This window comes from Aeromonas sp. INTO2, from assembly GCF_049860605.1.
Lineage (GTDB): Bacteria > Pseudomonadota > Gammaproteobacteria > Enterobacterales > Aeromonadaceae > Aeromonas > Aeromonas caviae.
Window position 1 is genome coordinate 3,075,504 of sequence record NZ_CP187588.1, and the last position, 23,000, is coordinate 3,098,503.

Annotated in this window: 16 protein-coding genes and 2 pseudogenes; 4 read left to right on the forward strand and 14 right to left on the reverse strand. The window is 50.5% G+C overall.

All coding sequences use genetic code 11. The features are described from left to right. Positions 1 to 32: 32 nt before the first annotated feature. The 9 genes and pseudogenes from ACPW74_RS14505 to ACPW74_RS14545 form a co-directional block, all read right to left on the reverse strand. The gene (locus tag ACPW74_RS14505) at positions 33 to 1,298 is read right to left on the reverse strand and encodes a sensor domain-containing diguanylate cyclase (protein ID WP_223936901.1); all 1,266 of its coding nucleotides are present in this window, start codon (positions 1,296 to 1,298) and stop codon (positions 33 to 35) included. Between the two features lie 69 nt (positions 1,299 to 1,367). Further along, positions 1,368 to 1,544 (reverse strand): annotated as a pseudogene (locus ACPW74_RS14510) (IS1595 family transposase); the annotation flags it as partial. Between the two features lie 31 nt (positions 1,545 to 1,575). Further along, positions 1,576 to 2,523, reverse strand: a complete 948-nt coding sequence (locus ACPW74_RS14515; RefSeq protein ID WP_012564931.1) for an IS30-like element ISAeca1 family transposase — start codon at positions 2,521 to 2,523, stop codon at positions 1,576 to 1,578. Positions 2,524 to 2,666: 143 nt separating this feature from the next. Continuing rightward, positions 2,667 to 3,896: a sensor domain-containing diguanylate cyclase gene (locus tag ACPW74_RS14520; RefSeq protein WP_059169886.1), complete on the reverse strand. Its 1,230-nt coding sequence runs from the start codon at positions 3,894 to 3,896 to the stop codon at positions 2,667 to 2,669. Between the two features lie 82 nt (positions 3,897 to 3,978). Continuing rightward, positions 3,979 to 5,253, reverse strand: a complete 1,275-nt coding sequence (locus ACPW74_RS14525; RefSeq protein ID WP_011191341.1) for an IS4-like element ISApu2 family transposase — start codon at positions 5,251 to 5,253, stop codon at positions 3,979 to 3,981. 434 nt (positions 5,254 to 5,687) lie between these two features. After that, a complete protein-coding gene (locus ACPW74_RS14530; RefSeq protein WP_069785370.1) occupies positions 5,688 to 6,263 on the reverse strand; it encodes a biliverdin-producing heme oxygenase in 576 nt (191 codons plus the stop codon). After that, a complete protein-coding gene (locus tag ACPW74_RS14535) occupies positions 6,238 to 7,710 on the reverse strand; it encodes a GAF domain-containing protein (RefSeq protein ID WP_125117135.1) in 1,473 nt (490 codons plus the stop codon). The genes ACPW74_RS14530 and ACPW74_RS14535 overlap by 26 nt, the downstream gene beginning before the upstream one ends. Then, positions 7,703 to 12,157: an EAL domain-containing protein gene (locus tag ACPW74_RS14540; protein WP_069785369.1), complete on the reverse strand. Its 4,455-nt coding sequence runs from the start codon at positions 12,155 to 12,157 to the stop codon at positions 7,703 to 7,705. Before ACPW74_RS14540 ends, ACPW74_RS14535 begins: the two co-directional genes overlap by 8 nt. Positions 12,158 to 12,271: 114 nt before the next feature. Then, positions 12,272 to 13,144, reverse strand: a pseudogene (locus ACPW74_RS14545) (IS5-like element IS5 family transposase); the annotation flags it as partial. Positions 13,145 to 13,636: 492 nt separating this feature from the next. Between ACPW74_RS14545 and ACPW74_RS14550 the strand changes: the two are divergent. The 3 genes from ACPW74_RS14550 to ACPW74_RS14560 all read left to right on the forward strand — a co-directional run bounded on the left by ACPW74_RS14550 (position 13,637) and on the right by ACPW74_RS14560 (position 16,853). Further along, a protein-coding gene (locus ACPW74_RS14550) for an IS3 family transposase (RefSeq protein ID WP_117027705.1) occupies positions 13,637 to 14,841 on the forward strand; the annotation gives its coding sequence in 2 pieces (ribosomal slippage) (positions 13,637 to 13,955 and positions 13,955 to 14,841; 1,206 coding nt in all). 397 nt (positions 14,842 to 15,238) lie between these two features. Further along, the gene (gene yegQ, locus ACPW74_RS14555) at positions 15,239 to 16,603 is read left to right on the forward strand and encodes a tRNA 5-hydroxyuridine modification protein YegQ (protein WP_010675357.1); all 1,365 of its coding nucleotides are present in this window, start codon (positions 15,239 to 15,241) and stop codon (positions 16,601 to 16,603) included. 1 nt (position 16,604) lies between these two features. Continuing rightward, positions 16,605 to 16,853, forward strand: coding sequence for a YfhL family 4Fe-4S dicluster ferredoxin (locus tag ACPW74_RS14560; protein ID WP_010675358.1), 249 nt, complete (start codon positions 16,605 to 16,607; stop codon positions 16,851 to 16,853). A gap of 205 nt (positions 16,854 to 17,058) precedes the next feature. On the opposite strand, the gene ACPW74_RS14565 is transcribed toward ACPW74_RS14560, so the two are convergent. Beyond that, positions 17,059 to 17,451, reverse strand: a complete 393-nt coding sequence (locus ACPW74_RS14565; RefSeq protein ID WP_039041125.1) for a DUF1090 domain-containing protein — start codon at positions 17,449 to 17,451, stop codon at positions 17,059 to 17,061. A 160-nt stretch (positions 17,452 to 17,611) separates the two neighbouring features. Here ACPW74_RS14565 and ACPW74_RS14570 point away from each other — a divergent pair, with 160 nt between their 5' ends. Next, positions 17,612 to 17,965 carry a DsrE/DsrF/TusD sulfur relay family protein gene (locus ACPW74_RS14570; RefSeq protein WP_010675361.1) on the forward strand — a complete coding sequence of 118 codons (354 nt, stop codon included), beginning with the start codon at positions 17,612 to 17,614 and terminating at the stop codon, positions 17,963 to 17,965. 3 nt (positions 17,966 to 17,968) lie between these two features. On the opposite strand, the gene ACPW74_RS14575 is transcribed toward ACPW74_RS14570, so the two are convergent. The 4 genes from ACPW74_RS14575 to truB form a co-directional block, all read right to left on the reverse strand. Continuing rightward, a complete protein-coding gene (locus ACPW74_RS14575) occupies positions 17,969 to 19,180 on the reverse strand; it encodes an MDR family MFS transporter (RefSeq protein WP_052815990.1) in 1,212 nt (403 codons plus the stop codon). Positions 19,181 to 19,322: 142 nt separating this feature from the next. Next, the gene (gene pnp, locus ACPW74_RS14580) at positions 19,323 to 21,464 is read right to left on the reverse strand and encodes a polyribonucleotide nucleotidyltransferase (RefSeq protein ID WP_201996361.1); all 2,142 of its coding nucleotides are present in this window, start codon (positions 21,462 to 21,464) and stop codon (positions 19,323 to 19,325) included. 180 nt (positions 21,465 to 21,644) lie between these two features. After that, positions 21,645 to 21,914, reverse strand: a complete 270-nt coding sequence (gene rpsO / locus ACPW74_RS14585; RefSeq protein WP_010675364.1) for a 30S ribosomal protein S15 — start codon at positions 21,912 to 21,914, stop codon at positions 21,645 to 21,647. Positions 21,915 to 22,049: 135 nt separating this feature from the next. Further along, a complete protein-coding gene (truB, locus tag ACPW74_RS14590; protein ID WP_010675365.1) occupies positions 22,050 to 23,000 on the reverse strand; it encodes a tRNA pseudouridine(55) synthase TruB in 951 nt (316 codons plus the stop codon).

Here is a 23,000-nt window from a genome sequence, read left to right on the forward strand (position 1 = left end):
TCATGGCTCCAGATGACAAACATGATCTCATATCAGGGACTTGTTCGCACCTTCCCTAACGTTAGTTGGTTTCGACCATTACGTTTTGACTTATACAAGGCTTCATCGCAACGGCTGATCAGCTGCTCTAAACTTTCTTTCTGAAATAATGATGCAACTCCCAGTGACACGGTGACCTTGCCTACATTCTGAAACTGCTCTGAAGCAATTCGCAATCGCAAACGTTCAGCTAATTCTGCCGCGACCATATCAGTGCAATTCTCAAGCAGGATCAAAAACTCCTCGCCGCCCCAACGAATTATCCGATCATTACCCCGAACCGACTTTCGAAGCAGACCCGATACTTGAGCTAAAATCTGATCACCAACAGGATGCCCAAAGCTATCATTAATCTGCTTAAAGTGGTCAATATCGCAAAGAATGAGACTCATGGACTCTTCCCGGCTAAGAGTAAAGCTATAAGCCTCACTTAACAACGCCTTACCATGATTGCGGTTAAACAAACCAGTTAGTTGATCCACTGTTGCCGATTCACGAAGCGCCTGCTCTTCACGAAGTCGCTCAGTGACATCTTTTCCAACACAAACATAGTTAGTAATGTTACCAGCTTGGTCTTTGATAGCGGAGATACTCTGCTCAGAATGATACAAGGTACCGTCTTTACGTTTATTAATGAAAATTGCCTGGAACGTCTTTGCTGTCATTAAAGACGCTTTTACGTTCTTATAAAAGTCATCGTCGTGTAAGCCTGACTTGAAAAGTGTTGGTGTATTGCCGATTAATTCTGATTCTTCGTAACCGCTAACCTGGATAAACGATTGATTAGCAAAGATTATCTTTGCATGCGCATCGGTAACGAGTATCGGCTCTGCTGCGGCATCCAGTGCCTGACCAAGAATTTTACTGGTATCTTCTACCTTGGCATAAGCAGTCATATCTTGCTGCACTGAAACAAAGTGCGTGATGTCACCCACCTCATCTCGTACCGGTGAGATATTCCAGCGCACCAAATATGGCGAACCGTCTTTGCGGTAATTAGTAGTCATACCCTCGAAGTATTCACCACTGGTAAGACAACTTCTAAGCCGGTTAATCACCTCCTGATCTGTAGCAGGGCCTTGTAACTTCTTCAATGACTGACCATACAACTCATCAATTGCGTAACCTGTCATCTGACAAAAAGCAGGGTTCGCAATTTTTACAGGATATCCTGCTGCCCTGTCAGCACTGGTAATCACAACCGCGTTCCAAGACTGCATAATCGCCATTTTCAGCAAGCTAAGTTCAGAACTTCCCATCGAATTTTTCTCTTCCGCTGAAAACAAAAGACTGACATGAACAGCTTATATAATCAAGGCCTTACCTGATTACCCATGACCCTCAGCCAGCTTCAAGAGCCGATATGGCATCGGAGGGCTTGCCACGACTGCATGCCCCAATTCAACCAACATGCTCTTGAGGTCAAAACGATGATTAAACCGGAAGCAGTATTCAGCAAGATGCCTTGGTAAATGCTTCGCTCCGAGCGTATGGCAACCGCGAATTCAACTTCGAAGTGCAATTCCCGATTAAAAATCAGGCTGCTTTCAGAAGTTCGTCAAAAACCACCTGTGGCTGTTTAAATCCCAAGCATTTGCGCGGCCTGAAGTTCAGCCGCTTTTCGACGGCTGACAGTGCCTCTGCTGTCACCACACTCAAATCACTGCCTTTGGGCACATATTGCCGCAGCAGACCATTGCTATTCTCATTCTGTCCCCGTTCCCATGCACTGTATGGATGCGCAAAGTACACCTGCGCTTCCAGCTCTGCTGCAACACGTTCATGTTCGACAAACTCGCTACCATTGTCAGCTGTGATGGTATGGACATGTGCCTGGTAGGGTTTCAGCATGCTGATAATGGTGTCCGCCACCGCGCTGGCTGTTTTGCTGGGAACGTATTGAACCAGGTAGAGCCGGCTCTTACGCTCCAACAGACTCACTATTGCACCGCTGCCTTGCTTACCCAACACGGTATCGACTTCCCAATCTCCCACACGGCTCCGCTCATTGACTATCGCAGGGCGTTCATCAATCGATACCGGATTGGGAATGACACTGCGTTTGCTGTTCTTACCCTTGCGATAGCGTTTGTGACCCTGACGCAGATGCCGGTATAGCGTGCCACCGTTGGCCTTGTCGCGTGCCACATAGCGGTATATCCACTCGTGGCTAACCGGGCAGTTAATCATGTCTCCAACGCCACTGATTTGCTCGGGACTCCAGTCCGCGACCAGCGCCATGCAAACAAAGTCGATGGTATCAGACGGGACAGTACGCTTCTGACTCGTCAGCCGTCGTGCCGTGGCAAGTTGGTGAGCCTGCTGCGGCTGATAGGCCTGCCCAGCACAATTACGACGAAGCTCACGACTGATAGTCGATGGATGAACCCCGAGCTGTTTGGCAATGCGGGCCTGTGACAGGCCATGGTCACGGAGGCAGGCAATCTGGTATCGTAGCCCCTCGGTCAACTGCTGGTATTTCATGGTGTATCGCTTTGTTTCTTTGGCGAGAAGAAGCGTACCCTAACTGGTAGTTGACCGCCTCTCTCCTATGCACCATGGGCATTGCACTTATTATCTGAATTCACGGATGCCGATTCTCACTATTCAAGCCAAATTAAATCTTTTTATGCGATACATACACGATTTCTACCTTCGTTTTTTGCATGATATAAAGCACTATCCGCTTCTAGTAGTAATGTTTCTTCAGTCTTTATATGTGAGGTATTATCTGAACAGGCAATACCAAAGCTCATGGTGACAGAAAAATTGCCTTCATTCCTTTCAAACTTTAGATCAGAAATTGCTTGACGGATACGCTCTATAATTAACAGAGCATCTGTGGCATTGGTTTCACCCAGTATAATTAAAAACTCCTCACCACCATAACGCCCAACACAATCATGACTCCTTAAGTGGTTAGTTAAACTTTTACTGACCTCCTTCAGCGCTGTATCACCAGCAACATGACCATATGTGTCGTTGACATGTTTGAAATGATCTATATCAGCAAGTATTACAGTAGTAGGCTGTTTTTTTCTTGTGTCTTTTTCGATGGTGTTTTTTAGGAATTCCATTATAGCGCCCCGATGAAAAACACCAGTAAGTGCATCCCGAGAAGACTGCTCTTTGAGTTGCGCCAATGCATTTACCAACTGATTGTTTATGTCATAGATGCGTTGATAAAGACGGCTTTTTTCGACTAAAAATGATATTTGCCTTGCAAGGTTAATAAATATTTTTTGGTGGGCATCAATGTATGTGTTTTTTTCTTTGCTAGAGAAGAAAATGAAACCGATAGGCTTACCATCTGCAATGAGCGGGCAGGTTAAACTTGATTGAATGCCTTCAGCAACTATTAATTTAGTTGATAATGAGTTAGGGTTTTCAGCTAAATATAGTTGCAGGTCGTTAAGAATGCGGGGTTGTTGCGTGGTTAGTATCCCCTCTAAACTACTACCACTTAAAAAAGCAGTATATCCATTTTTGATCATTACTTTTTCTGGGTAATTGCTTTTTGTCCAATGAGCGAAAACCCGCTCATAATCATCAGATATTAATGCGCAGCCGATCCTATCATAAGGTATTATTTCATGAAATGTGTCATATATGCGATTTAAAACCTCATCAAGAACACTGCCTTTACTGATTTCAGTGGATATTTCTTGAATTTTATTAACCCCATCAAGTCGGGCATCAAGCCAGGCAGCCAACTGAACAAGATCAGATTCAAAATCGAGAATGGATTCTATGTTGGTATCCTTCGGGAAAGATAAGGAACATTTGCCTTGTTTAATTTTTTTTATGGCTTCTCTGTATGAAGCTAACCGTTGAACTGATAGTGTTACATCGTTCATATCTTGTCCTTATCGGTACTGCGTTGACTTTTTGTAGCATAACGTCTGTTTAATCGATGATGCGAATAACATGTACAGAACCTTAAGCGGCAAGCGAATTAATAATACCGTCTAACGTGTTGTTTTGCTTGGATTTTCTCTGCCTACTCTTTTTGCCGTTTTTGGATAAATACACCATTGCCCACTCCAACTTCTCTGTTATTTCCTGCCACGCACCATGGATGATGCTCGCCAATATCGGCATTAACCAAAGCGCGCTGTTTTTGGCAATCTTCAGCATCGATAACTCCGCGCTGCCAATCAGCGTCAGCGCCAGCCGACGTTTGACCAGCAAGGCCAGCAAACTAGCCCAGATCAAGCCTTCCGCTATCGCTTTTTGTCGTGTCGCGAACGCCTTCAACCGGTTATGTGATTTCAGCTCTTTGAACAACAGTTCGATCTGCCAACGGCAACGATACAATGCCATCACCTTCTCGGCTGGCCATCGCTCACGCGGAAGATTGGTCATCCATATACAGAACCGTTTTTCCTCTGCAAACCAACGTCTTATGAGTCGATATTTATACTTTCCCGAACTCACATCCAGATCCAGAACCTCGGCTCTGCAGCTTCTCCGATCGATATCCTTGAGCTTTTTTCCGAGTAACTTGGGCATTTCCCTGCCGTCCTGTCGGTAAGCTGCCTGTACTTTGGGATTGAGATTTTGACTCCCTCTGACCAGATAGCTTCCTTTGGCTTTGGTCACATCAGCAAAGTACTCGCGGCTGATGTAACCGGCATCCGCCAATAACAGTTTGTTATTTAACGAATTTGCGGCCGGAAGATGCTTGCGCTCCGATTCGGTATCCGCCGTGATACTCATCGATATCGGCGACTGGTCCAGCAAGGACATGGTCATATGACACTCTACCGCAGCGGGGCTGTGCTTATTGAATCGGCCCGGGAAATGTTCTGCCAATTGCGGATGTAACGCGAATGACGACCCGTCCTGCAGCAGTACCTGCTCAAAGCCTGCCAGTCCGTGGGCGTCCGGTAGACACTCCTTGAGGCGTAAGGCGATGGCTCGTTCAACCAGTGCGCGCATGAACAAGGGAAAACCCTGCTTGCGTAACTGGTTGTGAAAGGGTTTATACGCTATTTGGTCAGTATCATGGAGCTGCAACGCATTGAAATGGCGATGCAAACCAGCAATACCATCCACCTTGTCGCAACCAAGCCCTGAGAGCAGAGCCGGGAGTAGTCTCGCAGGCTGGATATCCCGGAGTCGCTGACAAAAACCGGTAAATTTACCGATCCGGTTGAGTTCAGAAGAGCTAAGAAGTTGCTTGAGGTACTGGGTTGCATTGATAATAGTCATGGCTTCGGGTGTGTCGGTTTTTTTTTGCGATTAAATCAGATCACAAACGAAGCCTTTTTTCTATCTATTTCAATTGGTTGTAGCTAAAGATCCTGTACATGATGCGAATAATACCTTGAGATCGTGATCTCCATCTAGGGAAGGTGCGAATAAGTCATATGGCACGAGAGCATTTACTGGTAACCCATTGATATTAAATGACTAAAATTTTCATTTTTTGTTCGTGGGATACTTGTTCGCACTTTCCCAAGAGTTGTTGTTGTCAACGTAGTCCCAGTGAACTGTTACAATGTCAGCTTTGTGAAGTGGCTCAACGTTGTGTGGCACGCCGATCCAACATGTTGGCCATAACCAATGCCAACATGCAGGGAAAGATCGAGGAGATAGCAGTATTAAGGAAAGATCTGTATCGAGGAAACCCGTGAAAAGGCCCGTTACACAGGTAAGCGTTTTGAGATCAGCACCAAATCGTCAAAAACGCTCACCCCAGCAGAGATCGCGTGTTCAACATCGCTATCAGTGTTCACTTTTTCATTAAAAGCAGCGATGACTTTCGGCCAATGCGTTTCATAACTTGCCGAAATCGTCGTAAAGAACGAGGTGCAGGCCCCAAGGTTCTCTTGCAATTGATGTCGTAAATGCCGCAACAGATAACGCCCACCCGCCGCAGAGCCTTCGATGGTATAAACCACACCCAACCACTGCGCTTCGCTATCAATGGCAGGCATAGCCACATCACACGCCCCCGTAAACACGGGCTCGCCGCCGATGTTTTTAATATCTTCAGCCAATAGATCAGCGCGGCGCTGATAGAGCCCATCAATCGCAAAGGGGGAATGAATGATGTGGTTATCGGCGGCTTGATAAAAACGATGCAAAATAGAGAGAAAGTTTTTTACATCCGCCATAGTCACCGTATGGCCGGATACCGCACGAAACGGCGGCTCCATTTCCAAATCAGCATGGGCTTTTTTTAAACCTTGTCTAAATTGTTCCAGATTGTTGGACATATCGCTCAACCTCTAATAATAGTTCTCGTAACTTAAGGGCTTGGAGCTGGTTCTTTTGACTCCACACTTTCGATTTACCGACTGTTTTTTCAACCCATTTTTCAAATGAAATGCGTGGCGAAATACCAATAGCGCCATCGTGCGAATTCGTTGGTTTATTCGGGTTGCCACCCCATGAAATACTTTCAATGTGCTCATTGCGAAATAACAGCAGGCGAACATGACACTCTGCGTCCGCCATTCCCGTGACGCCTAATACGCCAGCGAGCGGTGATAACAGAATCGATTTAAATGATTTCGATAAGGCGTGCTCGCTCCAAATCTGTATTTTTGAGTGCACAAAATAGTCATCAAGAACGGCAAAGGCTTCTTCATTGGGAATCGTGCCATAGCCCCAATAATTATCATTCACACAGAACATAATGCCGGATGCTGAAAAAGAATCCATTAACCAAATGGCTAATTCCGCCCATTGGTTTGTGTCATCAATCATTTTAAATAATTTAATGCGCGTGTCGGCTTTCCAACGACCAAGCCCATCGAGTAAATTTATTTTTTTTTGCGCTAGATACGATGACTGTATCATCGAATAATGTTGAACATGTGAGCTAATTTCTTCCAACATTGGTAGCTCAATATAATGTGGCGTTGAATGGTGACAGGTAATTAACGCCGCCAATTCACCATGTAATATCACAGGAAAAGAGATTGAGGTATTCACCCCCATATTTCCCATATACACAACATGCACCGGCGAGACACTGCGCAACGAGGCATAGGTTAAATCAGGCGCAGAAGGGGTAATACCGACAACTGGCGTGGTTATATCGGGTGCATTATAAATATAACGCCAAGGGTTTAAGACATAGAGATCGCGAGCAATGCGTGGAATATCACTGGCTGGAAAGCGTAATCCAATGTAAGAGCCAATATGTGATGATGACACTGACTCATGAATTACTTCACCATCGCCATTGTGCATAAACTGATAATAAATCACCCGCTCAAAACCAGTCGCTTCAGAAATATAATCAACTAACCGTTTTTGCAGCCATGACAATTCACTGTCTGAATTAGGCTTTTCTAAAAAATCAAAGCGCGTGCATATAACGTTATTGTGCTTGATATCACTCGGGTAAAACTCATAAATAATGCTTTTGTTTTTACTTTTTGTCATCAAGATATAGCCATTAAAGCCCTGATCGTGCCAAGCGACTATCTTATTACTACCCACTTGCACGCCCAGACTAGCCGAAAGCTTTGCCAAACGTGGATCAATAAATTGACCCGGAATGGCCGACGTGCAAATTGCATCAGTATTCACTGAGACGTGTGTGACATAGCCATTCTCTTCGGTAAGAATCAACGCACCAAATGACTGCACAGCCCCAGATAAATGCAATTCCTCTTGCTCGCACGCACAGAGAAAAGTATTTTTTTCATTCAAGAGTCAGGTACTCCTTGAAAGCATTAGTCGTCAGCGGTTTAGCAAGATAATAACCCTGAGCGACATGACAACCATGTTGCCTTAACCAACACAGCTGCGTTTCTGTTTCAACACCCTCTGCCACCGTTTCCAATGAAAATGATTTGGCCATGCTTAATACCGCCTCGGTAATCACTTCATCTTCTAAGTCATTGCCTAAGCCAGAGACAAAACTCTGATCGATTTTCAGTGTTGATATATTCAGCCGTTTTAAATAGCTGAGTGATGAGTAACCAGTGCCAAAATCATCAATATTAATTTTAATGCCATGATAATTTAAACGTTCTAAGTTGGATAAAACCACTTGGCTGTTATCCAGTAATACCGTTTCTGTGATCTCAATTTGTAGCAGTTCAAATGGAAGGCTATTTTCTCGCATTAATGATAGAACAAAATCAGCCAAATCAGGTTCATGCAGGCTTCTGGTCGAACAATTAAATGCTATTGGTAATAATTTAAGCCCTTCTTTCCGCCATTGCACCAATTGCTGAATAATAGTATGAATAACAATGCGCGTTATTTCATAAATCAACCCATTCTTCTCGCTAAGGGGAATAAAATCAGCTGGTGATACACTGCCAACTTCAGGGTCATCCCAGCGGATCAATGCCTCTGCGCCGACAATATCGAGTTTGTCATTAATCAAAAATTTCGGCTGATATACGAGATAAAACAGATTATTTTCAATCGCAACACGCATTGCCCGTTCAAGCGTTGCTTGACGCAGCAATTTAACTTGCAATTCAGGCTCAAAAAAAGCAAAACGATTTCGCCCATTTTCTTTGGCTTTATACATCGCAGCATCAGCTGCTTTTAATAAGCTATGCTCGTCATGACCATCCATGGGTGATATCGCTACGCCAATGCTAGCCGAAATAAAGAGCTGACGATTAGCCACCTCATAAACCAGTGACATTTCATCAATCACTTTTTTGGCCACTGCGGCTGCATCTTCGGTGGTGGTGTCAGATAAAATAATCGTAAACTCATCACCACCTAAACGGGCAATAAAATCATTGCTGTTAATGATATGACGTAATCGAGATGCCGCAATTTGCAATACGCGGTCGCCCACATCATGACCCAACGTGTCATTAATGTTTTTAAAATTATCTAAATCGATAAATAACAGTGCATTGGTTCTATTATTATCCAAAGATTCTGCTAATTGTTTTCTTAATTTATTCGCAAACGTGGCACGATTTGGCAAATTCGTCAGTGAGTCATGTTCGGCCAGATAAGCAATGTCTTTTTGTGAGTTTTTAATCTGCGATATATCAGAAAAAACGGCCACCAGATGTTCAGGGTTACCTTGAAAATCTTCAACTCGATTAATAGTGAGCAATTCAGGGTAAACCTCACCACCTTTGCGTTTACTTAAAATTTCCCCTTTCCAACTGCCATCAGTTTTAATCGAATAGCTGATCTCATCATAAATATCAGACGTACCTGTCGAGTTAAAAATAATTTCTCTGGCCGGTTGCCCTATTACATCACACTCATCAAATTGTGTAATTTTATAAAATGCAGAGTTTACAGAGGTAATAATTCCGCATTTATCCATCACAACAATAGCTTCACCGGCTTGTTCAAAAATCCGAGCATTAATTCTTAATTGTGACTCTTGAATTCTTCTCTCAGTAATATCTTCACCTTCAATAATTAACGCAATCGGGTGGTTATCGCTATCACGCAATGTTTGATGTTTAATCGAGAAAAATTTATTTTGATTTTTATTATTAAAATAATACTCGCGCACTATCGGGTTTTCAGTTTGTAACGACTCGATCGATGCACCCCATAATGCCCCTGCAAACGCAGTGGGGAAAATAGAGAAATCTGTTTTGTCAATGCAATCGGCTTCATCAACGTCAAAACACTCAGTAAATCGCTTATTCACATAGAGATATCGCCCATGCAGATCACGCATGGAGAAAATAATACTTGTGTGCTCCATTAAGGCAGTTAAGCGATGCTCAGATGCCGACAGTTTATTTTTCGCATTGATCAAATCACTGACATCGATCATGGTCACAACCAACGAAATCACCTCTGATTTCTGATTTAACCCCGGCGTGATAATCAGATGAAAATAACGATTCAGATGCTGAATCAGTGCGCTTTGTCTATCACCATGCGATAAGGTTTTACCTAATAAGGTCGCCAGCTCATTAAATTCATCAGGAAAATTAATTTTCTCCACCGATTGATAATGCGCCGTTAATCGTAATGAAAAATATTGTGCCGCCCCTGCATTAAAACGAATTAAACGCAACTCTTTATCAAACACTAAAATAGGAAACTCTAACGCGTCATAAAGATGGGAATACTCTTCATAGAGTTTGGCCAATTCACCGGTTTTAACATTCAACTCTTCATTAACACTGATCAACTCTTCATTGGTGGCCTGCATCTCTTCGTTGGCGGCTTCCAACTCTTCGTTAGTGGCTTGCAGCTCTTCGTTCGATGCTTGCGCCTCTTCATTTAAGGCCTGCATCTCTTCATTAGCTGTGGCTAACTCTTCCACCAACGCTTGCAAATGCTCACGAGTGCTAATTAACTCATTTTTTAAATCATCATTATTAAATGAAGGCGTGTCAGACGATATTAATGAAACACTTTTACTCTCTTCATTTTCAATTTGAAACACTAACAAATAGGATTCAAAATTTTCTTGCTCTAAAATAGAAACAATAAATTTGATGTGTTGATGATTTATATGCCGTTTCTGGCTTTCACACTTAGATCTATTTCTTTGCACTTTATGAAATAAAGAGATGGCATCTGCACGAACAGATGGGTGCAGCACATCTGATAAATTATATTTAGTAACTCCTGATGGAAATAAGAAAAACTGCTCCACATGACCCCTAGTATGTAATACATTGCCTTCACGATCACATACGGCAAGAGTTAATTTATAATTATTAATCAAAAAATTGAATAACGCGTCTTGTTGATCACTCTTTTTCTGATTTTTTACCTTTATTGTACCACTCACTACTTTTGTTAGTGGCAAAACCTGTATTTCTCCCGTTTTAGAAAAAATTCGTTCTCGCGCATCATGAGAGTTAAATAGCTTGTCGGCTTGAGCCACTGTTTCTGAGCGACCAAGAAACAGTAAACTATTCTTTTTTAAACCAAAGTGAAAGTTTTGTAATACTTTCGCTTGAAGTGCGGTGTCAAAATAAATAAGAACATTACGACAAGAGACCACATCTAAACGCAGAAATGGTGGATCATTGACTAAATTATGCTTGGCAAAAACAATTGCATCTCGCAGTGGTTTAATAATTTCATAATACGCGCCGCGTTTATTAAAATAACGCTCAACTAACTCTTGGCTTAATTCTTTTAACGCAATTGCCGGATATAACCCACGTCGTGCGGTTTCAAGGGCCGCATCATCAATGTCGGTAGCAAATATCTGCAACGTTGGCTTTTTATCTCTATCCAGCCAGATTTCATACATCATGATCGCCAGCGAATAGGCTTCTTCACCGGTCGCACAACCGGCAACCCAAATGCGAAACTCGTCTTCGGCTGCCGTATTGGATTGCCTGAGCGTTGCTTCAAGTGCCTTGTAAGCCTCTTTATCGCGAAAAAAGGCGGTTACTGAAATCAGCAAATCGTTGGCTAAAAGCTCGGCTTCGCTGTCTGAACTGGTTAGAAAGGCCAGATATTCGTTTAACCCAACACTTTGCACGGCACTGATACGTCGCTGTATGCGTCGAATCAACGTCGCACTTTTATAACCGGTAAAATCACGCTGTAAGCGTTCATTAAGCAACTCGATGATTTGTTGAACCCGCAAATCATCATGCAGCAGCGCATCGACTGCGTTATTGGCAACCTCAATACTAGACAGGTATTGCGCTATTTCTGCAATGCTCATAATGTGCGAGATTACACCCGATTCGATGGCCGAACGTGGCATTCCATCATATTTCGCACCATCGGGGTTTTGCGCTATCGTGATGCCGCCCATATTGTGAATTTGCCGACAACCTAATGAGCCATCAGAACCCGTTCCCGACAAAATAATGCCAATCGCGCGATCTCTTTTTTCTTCCGCTAATGCTGTAAAAAAATAGTTAATCGATGGCTTCGGGTTATTCGGTTGCGAAATGGCTGACAAGGTAAATCGACCATTCTCAAAACCGGCATTTTTGTGCGCAGGCACCACAAACACCATATTGGGCAAGGGTTCGTCCTGATCTTCCATCTCTTTAACAGAGAGCGCAGTTGAACGTTGTAAGATTTCAGCCATCATACTGCGATGCGAGGGCGATAAATGCTGAAGCACCACAAAGCACATGTCATCGTTTCTGGTGAGCAGGGTGAGCAGTGCGCTAATCGCCTCAAGCCCACCCGCTGAAGCCCCAATGGCTGTAATGATTAAATTCATGCTATTCCACACCCAATAATTATTACTTTTTGATTCATTTGAGTTATATCTTGTTAAGGCCAGCGTGAATAACATCGCCAGTTGGTTATCGTTTTTCAGCAACCCCTTGTATCAGGCTTTCACGAAGCCGAACTGTCGCTTGATGATGCGAAACGGGTGCTCCACCTTGGCCCGGATGCTGGCTTTCATGTATTCGATGTTGATGGCCGTTTTGTTCTTGCGTGGATGCTGTTTCAAGGTTCTTACCTTGCCGGGGCGCTCGGCGATCAGCCAGTCAACATCCACCTCGGCCAGCTCCTCGCGCTGTGGCGCCCCTTGGTAGCCGGCATCGGCTGAGACAAATTGCTCCTCTCCATGCAGCAGATTACCCAGCTGATTGAGGTCATGCTCGTTGGCCGCGGTGGTGACTAGGCTGTGGGTCAGGCCACTCTTGGCATCGACACCAATGTGGGCCTTCATGCCAAAGTGCCACTGATTGCCTTTCTTGGTCTGATGCATCTGCGGATCGCGTTGCTGCTCTTTGTTCTTGGTCGAGCTGGGTGCCTCAATGATGGTGGCATCGACCAAGGTGCCTTGAGTCATCATGACGCCTGCTTCGGCCAGCCAGCGATTGATGGTCTTGAACAATTGGCGGGCCAGTTGATGCTGCTCCAGCAGGTGGCGGAAATTCATGATGGTGGTGCGGTCCGGCAAGGCGCTATCCAGGGATAACCGGGCAAACAGACGCATGGAGGCGATTTCGTACAGAGCATCTTCCATCGCGCCATCGCTCAGGTTGTACCAATGCTGCATGCAGTGAATGCGTAGCATGGTTTCCAGCGGATAAGGTCGCCGGCCATTACCAGCCTTGGGGTAAAACGGCTCGATGACTTCCACCATGTTTTGCCATGGCAGAATCTGCTCCATGCGGGACAAGAAAATCTCTTTTCTGGTCTGACGGCGCTTACTGCTGAATTCACTGTCGGCGAAGGTAAGTTGATGACTCATGATGAACCCTGTTCCATGGCTCCAGATGACAAACATGATCTCATATCAGGGACTTGTTCGCACCTTCCCTAGCATGCTGATGTAGTGCCCGCTCATGTGCGTGATACTCCGCAGTCATGATGAACAGCTTCGAAACTCCATTTTTCGTGACATATACATCTCCGCTGAATATCTCCTGTGTACCCATAAATTACTTTAACGATTTCGTTCATGGCTGTCTGACGCTGGGCGTCGGGCGGGGAAGGAGTGCCAGATATCATCTAAAGAGGGAGTGATATCGAAAGTGGCTTGGCCATTTCGTATACGCGACGGCTTTGATGATTGCAGCTTACGCTGCATAGGGCCACATCCAAGAAAATGACATTAGTGTATCTCTATTGTTGTCCATAACTACCTGTCGTTAGATTGGCCCCTTGAAGATCCAGACACTTCGCCCCTCTTAATTTAAGAGGTAGTCTTGGAACTATGTTCAGTACTAGTCGCAACGAGAAAATGGTCGAAGTGTTAACAGGGGCTGAGCGCCGTCGACGCCGGACTCCGCAGGAAAAGATCTCCATCGTGCAGCAGACCTTTGAGCCCGGAATGACCGTATCTCATGTCGCTCGCTTGCACGACGTCAACGCCAACCAGCTTTTCAAATGGCGTAAACAATTCCAGGAAGGCTCTCTCACGGCGATCACCGCCGGTGAGGATGTTGTTCCAGCCTCCGAGTTGGCTGCTGCCATCAAGCAGATCCGAGAGCTCCAGCGTCTGCTCGGGAAGAAGACCATGGAGAACGAGATCCTCAAAGAAGCCGTGGAGTATGGTCGAGCAAAAAAATGGATTGCGCATGCGCCCTTGTTGCCGGGGGACGACGATTAAGTGCTGTGAGCCAGGCCCTTAATGTATCGCGTGCGCAGCTATCCGTTCGTGTTCATCGCAAACCAGGTTGGCAAGATGGTCGTCATCATCGCCAGCGTGATGATGCAGCCTTACTTGGCCGTATCATGGAGGCGATGGCAGAACTTCCCTCCTATGGCTATCGCCGGGTCTGGGCGCTGTTACGGCGTCAGTCAGAGGCAACAAGACAGCCTGTAGTAAACGCCAAACGGGTATATCGCGTCATGAGAGAGCATGGCCTGCTGCTGGAAAGAAAACCGGCTGCACCATTGGCCCAGCAGGCACATAAGGGGCGTGTTGCCGTCAAAGAGAGCAATCGACGTTGGTGCTCGGATGGCTTCGAGTTTCGCTGCGATAACGGTGAAAAACTACGAGTCACGTTCGCCATGGACTGCTGCGATAGGGAGGCGTTGGACTGGGCTGCCAGCACCGGGGGTTACGACAGTGACACGGTGCAAGATGTCATGCTGAGATCTGTCGAACGACGCTTCGGGGATGCGTTGCCGGCATCACCGGTGGAGTGGCTGACTGATAATGGCTCGGCGTATCGAGCCCATGAGACCCGCGCGTTTGCACGAGAAATCGGGTTGGAGCCCAGAACGACGGCGGTGAGAAGCCCACAGAGCAACGGTATAGCGGAGAGCTTCGTGAAGACGATGAAGCGAGACTATATCGAGATGATGCCGAAACCAGATAGCCGAACAGCGGTAGGCAATTTGGCCATCGCGTTTGAGCATTATAACGAACACCACCCGCACAGCGCCTTGGGATACCGTTCACCTCGGGAATTTCTGCGCAGTCGGGTATCACAACCCTAAGCGGGAAAAAGTGTCTGGATCTATGGGGTCAAATCCAGTCGTTACCACATTTCCGTTCAACTCATAGTCCGCAAAAAACAAAAATGACCCAGCCCATGAGGCCAATAGTGTCTGTTGATCTCGCATCAGCTAGTAGTTCCCTTCTAGCAAGCTCCGGATGAGTTCGACACAAGTCATATGTTGCGACCTACCGCTCTGCTAGCACGGATGCATCCGAAATCAACTCAGCCAAGCTGTGTGCGTGGCTGGCAGCTGGGTTTGGTGGTAAAATATTAGGGTGTTGGGAGATCCCAACTATACACGACTATACACACCAAAAAAATCAATGTAAGTCATTGATTATTCGGCGCTATTAGGTAGTGCCTTCCTGATTTGCAATCAGATAAAAGAGTCCAACATGTTCAGACCAGAATTGCTCTCCCCTGCCGGGACCCTCAAGAACATGCGCTACGCCTATGCCTATGGCGCAGACGCCGTCTATGCGGGCCAGCCGCGCTACAGCCTGCGGGTACGCAACAACGAATTCGATCACGAGAATCTGCAGCTCGGCATCAACGAGGCCCATGCCCTCGGCAAGCAGTTCTATGTGGTGGCCAACATTCAGCCCCACAACTCCAAGCTCAAGACCTTCATCCGCGACATGCGCCCTGTAGTGGATATGAAGCCGGATGCACTCATCATGTCCGATCCCGGTCTCATCATGATGATGCGCGAAGCCTTCCCCGACATGCCTATCCACCTCTCGGTGCAGGCCAACGCGGTCAACTGGGCCACGGTGAAGTTCTGGCATCAGATGGGACTGACCCGTGCCATCCTATCCCGCGAGCTGTCTCTCGACGAGATCGAGGAGATCCGCATGCAGGTGCCGGAGATGGAACTGGAAGTCTTCGTCCACGGGGCGCTGTGCATGGCCTACTCCGGCCGCTGCCTGCTCTCCGGCTACATCAACAAGCGTGACCCCAATCAGGGCACCTGCACCAACTCCTGCCGCTGGGAGTACAAGGTGCACGAGGGCAAGGAAGATGACGTGGGCCAGATCGTCCACCGCCAGGAGCCCATCGCCGTGCAAAAGGTGGATCCGACCCTGGGCGCAGGCAAGCCGACCGATGCCCTGGTGCTGCTGGAAGAGTCCAACCGCCCGGGCGAGTTCATGACTGCGTTTGAAGACGAGCACGGCACCTACATCATGAACTCCAAGGATCTGCGCGCCGTCGAGCACGTCGAGCGCCTGACCAAAATGGGCGTTCATTCGCTGAAAATCGAAGGCCGTACCAAGTCCTTCTACTACTGCGCCCGTACCGCCCAGGTCTATCGCAAGGCCATCGACGATGCGGTGGCTGGCCGTCCGTTCGATCCGACCCTGATGGGCACCCTCGAGAACCTGGCCCACCGCGGCTACACCGAGGGCTTCCTGCGCCGTCACAACCACAGCGAATACCAGAACTACGACTACGGTTACTCCGTCTCCGACACCCAGCAGTTCGTCGGCGAGATCACCGGTCGCAACGGTGACATGGTCGAAGTCGAGGTGAAGAACAAGTTCCTGCTGGGCAACAGCCTGGAGCTGATGACCCCCCAGGGCAACCTCAGCTTCAACCTGGAGCAGATGCAGAACCGCAAGGGCGAGCTCATCGACACCGCGCCGGGCAACGGCCACGTGGTCTACGTCCCGGTTCCCAAGGAGATCGACGTGAATTACGGCATCCTGCTGCGCAACCTCGGCGAGCGCGAGGATACCCGTCAACCTCACTCGGCGGCCTGAGATGGCACTGCTCATCACCGACAAGTGCATCAACTGTGACATGTGCGATCCGGAGTGTCCGAACCAGGCCATCACCCTGGGGAGCAAGATCTACGAGATAGACCCGGATCGCTGCACCGAATGCGTCGGCCACTATGAGAAGCCCACCTGCATCAGCGTCTGCCCCATCGACTGCATCATCTGGGATCCCGCCCATGTGGAGACCGAAGATCAGCTGATGGAAAAATTCGTGCGGATGCACAGGCAGTAGCTGTAGCACCTGCACCTGCATCAGCGTCTGCGCCCCATGGACGGCATCCTCCGGGATCCCATCCATCGGGTGGGAAACCGAAGATCAGCTGATGGAGAAATTCGTGCGGATGCACAGGCAGTCAGCGTCTGACACTCGCGGGTGCATTATCCAGAAATAGAAAAAGCCGGGCATGCCCGGCTTTTTCTATTGCGCTGCCCTTCCCTCAGGGTTTGACCAGTTTTTGCAGCGCCTCGAGTTCGCGCTGGGCTTCCAGCAACTCGGCCTGGGACTCCTCCAGCTTGGACTGCTTCTTGGCAATCTTGTCCGGCTTGCCCGATACCCGTGCGCTCTGCAACTCGGCCAGCCGCTCTTCCACTTCTTCCCTCTGCTTGACCACCTTGCGTTGCTGCTCCTCAAGGAGCCCGGCATCGGTACAATGGGCCTCCAGGTTGCGCAGTGCCCGCTCAAGACCGGCTACCTGCTCCTGGTTGTTGTGCGCCCTGGCGAACGCAAGCTGATCCGTCACGGCCTGCTGTCTGGCCTTGCAGCCGATGTTTTCACTACCATAGGCTTGTCCGGCCAACAACAATAAGCCTATTCCGGCGATCTTCCACATAACAACCTCTTTGTTCTGTCATACTGGATGGCCGTCCATGAGACCTGACTCCCTGTGTGAGGTCAAGACACACGGGGCCGGGCTACGACAGAGTGTGCTCTGCATCATGCCGGGCCGCTTTCGCCGAGGCTACAATGGCCCTTTCAATCAGGAGAGTCACATGACCCAACACATTCTCATCATTGCCAACGGCGCCCCCTATGGCAGCGAGTCCCTGTTCAATGCCCTGCGCCTCGGCATCGCCCTCAAAGAGGAGGGAAAGGTAGACCTCAACCTCTTCCTGATGTCGGATGCCGTCACTGCTGCTCTGGCCGGGCAGGCTCCGGCCGAGGGCTACAACCTGCGCCAGATGCTGGAGATACTGCTGGCTCAGGGCACCCGGATCCGGCTTTGCAAGAGTTGCACCGATGCGCGCGGCATCACCCCGCTACCCCTTGTCGAGGGCATAGAGATAGGCACCCTCCCCTTGCTGGCCCAATGGACTCTGGCCGCCGACAAGGTGCTGACCTTCTAGCCGTCAGGGCCCAGCCCGGACCAGCGCAGGGCGCGAGGTCCGGGTACTCAGACCATAGAGCATCAGGATCACCAGGCAGAGCAGCGCCATCAGAGCGTAAAGCCAGCTCCCGCCCCAGTGGGCCAGCACCCAGCCTCCCAGCAAGGCCCCCATGGCCACCCCGAGTCCGGAGATGGAGGCCGCCCCGAAATAGCTCCCCTTCAAATGACCAGGCGCCATCTGATCGATCAGCACATTGAGCAAGGGGAAGAGGATGCACTCCCCGACGCTCAGGAGGATCACCGCCACTATCCAGTGCCACCAGATGGCGGTATCCCCCAGCGCAAACTGCAACTGGGCGCCGAGAAAGAGCGCCACCCCGAGTTGCAGCTTGTGCCGCGTGGACCAGCGGGCAGTCAGGTGCAGCAGGGGGAACTGCAGCATCACTATGGTCAGCGCGTTGGTCGTCACCAGCCAGCCGATGAGCCGCTCCACCTCCGGCGTCCCCGCGCGGGTCAGATACTGGATGAGGGGCGACTCGAACTGGGCATAGACCAGCATCAGCAGCAGATTGGCCATGATCAGCAGCAGAAACCCCCTGTCCTGCCAGAGCACCCGCAGCACGGCACGCATGCCGGGCCCGGCCGCCTGGCTGGTGTGGCAACCTGCCAGCCTGAACCCGATGACAAAGACGATGCCAAGCAGCAGATAGCTGGCACTGAGCAACAGGAAGGTCTCCTGACGCGCGCTCAGGCCATAGGTGACGCCGAGCAGAGGACCGATGGCCGCCCCCAGGTTGAGCAGGAAATAACGCAGGTGCAGCGCCAGCTCACGGGCTTTGGGCTCGGCCAGATTGTCGGCCATCAGTGCCTTGCCCGGTGAGTCGATGAGCCCGTAGGAGAGTCCGCTGCCGATCACTCCGAGTGCCAGCCAGCCCACCTGGTGGGAGAGGCCGAGCAGGGCCACGCTGGCGGCGGAAACCAGGCAGCCGAACAGCAGGATGTTGCGCCGCCCCCATTTGTCCGAGAACCAGCCGCCATAGAAGCTGACAAGCGTGGAAAGCGCCGCCGTGGCCCCCAGGATCAGGCCTATCAGGGTCGCCGAAAGTCCGTAGTCACGGTAGAGCAGGATGGAGAGAAAGGGCCAGACCATGAAGAAGGTGGTACGCACCATGAAAGTGCCCAGGATGACGATCCAGACCAGGGAAGGAAACTGCCTGAGGTAGGCCCATGACATGCTGCAATTCCTTTTGCCAACGAAGCGGGGTCGTCCCTTATATCAAGGGGCGCCAAAAGGAACAAGGAGACAATCTGCGCCATACCGGGCGACAGGCACAAAAAAGCCGACCCAAGGGTCGGCTCTTTCACATACGGCAGCCTTATTCGGCAGCCGGCTCTTCGACGGCAACGGCAGCAGGAGCAGCAGCAGCCGCTTCGGTCGGTGCGTTCGCTTCCTTGATGGAGAGACGCACACGGCCCTGACGGTCCACTTCCAGTACCTTCACCTTCACCACGTCACCGATTTTCAGGAAGTCTGCCACGTTCTGCACGCGGGCATCGGTGATCTGGGAGATGTGCACCAGACCGTCTTTACCCGGCAGGATGTTGACGAAGGCGCCGAAGTCAGCCAGGCGCACGACCTTGCCTTCGTAGATGCGGTTCACTTCGATCTCGGCGGTGATGGCCTCGATGCGGCGGATCGCTTCCATGGCGGCTTCGTTGGCCACGGCGGAGATGCGAACGGTACCGTCATCATCCAGCTCGATGTTGGTGCCGGTCTCTTCGGTCAGTGCACGGATCACGGAACCACCCTTGCCGATCACATCCTTGATCTTCTCAGGATTGATCTTGATGGTGTGGATGCGCGGTGCGAAATCGGAGATCTGGGCACGGGGAGCCTGGATAGCTTCGTCCATCACTTTCAGGATGTGCAGACGAGCGCCACGAGCTTGCTTCAGCGCAATCTCCATGATCTCTTTGGTGATGCCTTCGATCTTGATGTCCATCTGCAGCGCGGTCACACCTTCGCTGGTACCGGCTACCTTGAAGTCCATGTCGCCCAGGTGATCTTCGTCACCCAGGATGTCGGACAGCACGACGAAACCTTCCTCTTCCTTCACCAGACCCATGGCGATACCGGCAACGGAGGCCTTGATCGGCACACCGGCATCCATCAGCGCCAGGGAGGAACCACAGACAGACGCCATGGAGGAGGAACCGTTGGATTCGGTGATTTCAGAGACCACGCGCACCACGTACGGGAACTCGGCGGCGCTCGGCATCACGGCAGCAACGCCGCGCTTGGCCAGACGGCCGTGACCGATCTCACGACGCTTCGGGCTGCCCATCATGCCGGTCTCGCCGACGCAGTAGGGCGGGAAGTTGTAGTGCAGCATGAAGCGATCGGCGCGATTGCCGGTCAGCTCGTCGATGTTCTGGGCGTCACGCTCGGTACCCAGCGTGGCCACCACGATGGCCTGAGTTTCACCACGGGTGAACAGGGCAGAACCGTGGGCACGGGGCAGAATGCCGGTACCGACGGAGAGGGCGCGGATCATTTCCGGATCGCGACCGTCGATACGCGGCTCACCACGTACTACGCGACCACGGACGATGCGGCTCTCCAGGCTGTGGAACTCTTCGCCGATCTTCTTGGCATCTTCTTCCACGCCGGATGCGATGACTTGCTCGACCACGCGGCCCTTGATGGCAGCGATGGTTTCGTAGCGAACAGCCTTCTCGGTGATGCGGTAGGCTTCACCCAGTTCAGCGGTGGCCAGTTCGGCAACTTTGGCTTTCAGCGCTTCGTTGACGGCAGGCGGGGTCCAGTCCCAGGGCTTGGTACCGACGTCGGCAGCGAATTCGTTGATGGCGTTGATCACGGTCTGCATCTGCTCGTGACCGTAGACCACGGCGCCCAGCATCACCTCCTCGGAGAGGATGGCCGCTTCGGATTCCACCATCAGCACCGCATTGGCAGTACCGGCAACCACCAGATCCAGATCGCTCTGGGGCAGTTCGGTGGTGGTCGGGTTCAGCACGTACTGGCCGTTCATGTAACCCACGCGGGCTGCACCGATCGGGCCGCCGAACGGGATGCCGGAGATGGCCAGGGCCGCGGAGGCACCGATCATGGCAACGATGTCGGGAGAAACGGCCGGGTTCACGGACATGACGGTGGCAACCACCTGAACCTCATTGAGGAAGCCTTCCGGGAACAGCGGACGGATGGGACGGTCGATCAGACGGGAGATGAGGGTCTCACCCTCGCTCGGACGGCCTTCACGACGGAAGAAACCACCCGGGATACGACCAGCAGCATAGGTACGCTCCTGATAGTTGACGGTCAGCGGGAAGAAATCACGGCCGTGATCGGCCTCTTTCTTGCCAACGACAGTCACGAAGACACAGGTATCGTCCATGCTGACCATGACGGCCGCAGTGGCTTGACGGGCCATCACACCGGTTTCCAGTGTGACGGTGTGTTGACCGTACTGGAATGACTTTACAATAGGATTCACGTGAATTTCCTTTTAACAATTTGGCGCTTTAAATTCGCGTGCAAGTATACTTGATTCGCATCAAAAGGTAAGCGCGGACGTCAATTCTGTGAGGCAGGCAACGGCCTGCATCCTGTTTGAAACGGGCAATAAAAAAGGGGAACCTCGCGGTTCCCCTTTTTTGCGAAATCTGATGGTCGATTAACGACGCAGACCCAGCTTGGCGATCAGAGCAGCGTAACGCTGAACGTCTTTACGCTTCAGGTAGTCCAGCAGCTTACGACGCTGGGAAACCATGCGCAGCAGACCGCGACGACCGTGGTGATCCTTGGCGTGCTCCTTGAAGTGACCTTGCAGATGGTTGATCTGGGCAGTCAGCAGGGCAACTTGCACTTCGGGGGAACCGGTGTCGTTGGCGCCACGAGCGTTGTCGGCAACGATTTGAGCTTTGATCTCAGCATTTAGAGACATGGTATTACTCCAGTAGAGTGTTTAAAGGTTCACAGCCAATCTCTAATTCAGCCGTGAAATGAGGGCGGTATCATAATCGTCCCCGCCCCTTTTCGCAACGGGAAAGACGCGTGACAGACCGATACCGCCTGAGGATCACTCCTCGTCGTGGTAGCGAACCAGACGCTTGGGCGCCACGCGCCCCTCGTCATCGATCTCGCCAACCCCGATGAATTCGCGCTCCGGGCCAACCGTCATGCGGACCTGGCCACTTTGGGGGCTACCTGCCACCTGCACGGCCTGACCCTGGTTCACATAGGCGGCCACGGCGACCAGCATGTTCACCTCGGGCAGAGAGGCCACGGCGGTGTCCATCGGCAGCAACAGGGGATCCAACTGCTCCCGCGGCGGAATGCTTTCGGCCTTGGCCTGCTCGAAGATACACTCGAGCTGCTCCAGGGTCAGCATCCGCTCGTAGGGGTAGCTCGCCACCTGGGTGCGACGCAGCTGGGTGACGTGAGCGCCACAGCCCAGCACTTCCCCCAGATCGTCCACCAGGGAGCGGATATAGGTACCCTTGCTGCAATGCACTTCCAGCTTCACCTCGTCCCCCTCGAAGCCGAGCAGCTTGAGTTCGAAGATGGTGATGGGACGGGCTTCCCGCTCGATCTCGATCCCTTCACGGGCATATTCGTAGAGCGGGCGGCCGTTGTGCTTGAGGGCGGAGTACATGGACGGCACCTGCATGATGGGGCCGCGGAACTGGTCAAGCGCCTCGATCAGGGTGCCCACGGCCACGTTCACCGGGCGGGTGGAGACCACCTCGCCGTCGGAGTCGCTGGTGTTGGTGCGCTCGCCCAGCTTGGCGGTCACCTCATAGCGCTTGTCCGCTTCCAGCAGATACTGGGAGAACTTGGTGGCCTCCCCGAGGCAGATCGGCAACATGCCGGTGGCCAGGGGGTCCAGGGCGCCGGTATGGCCAGCCTTGGCGGCGTTGTAGATCCGCTTGACCTTCTGCAACACATCGTTGGAAGTCAGGCCGGTCGGTTTGTCCAGCAGCAGGATGCCGTGTACGTCACGGCCTTTGAAACGACGTCTACGAGACAT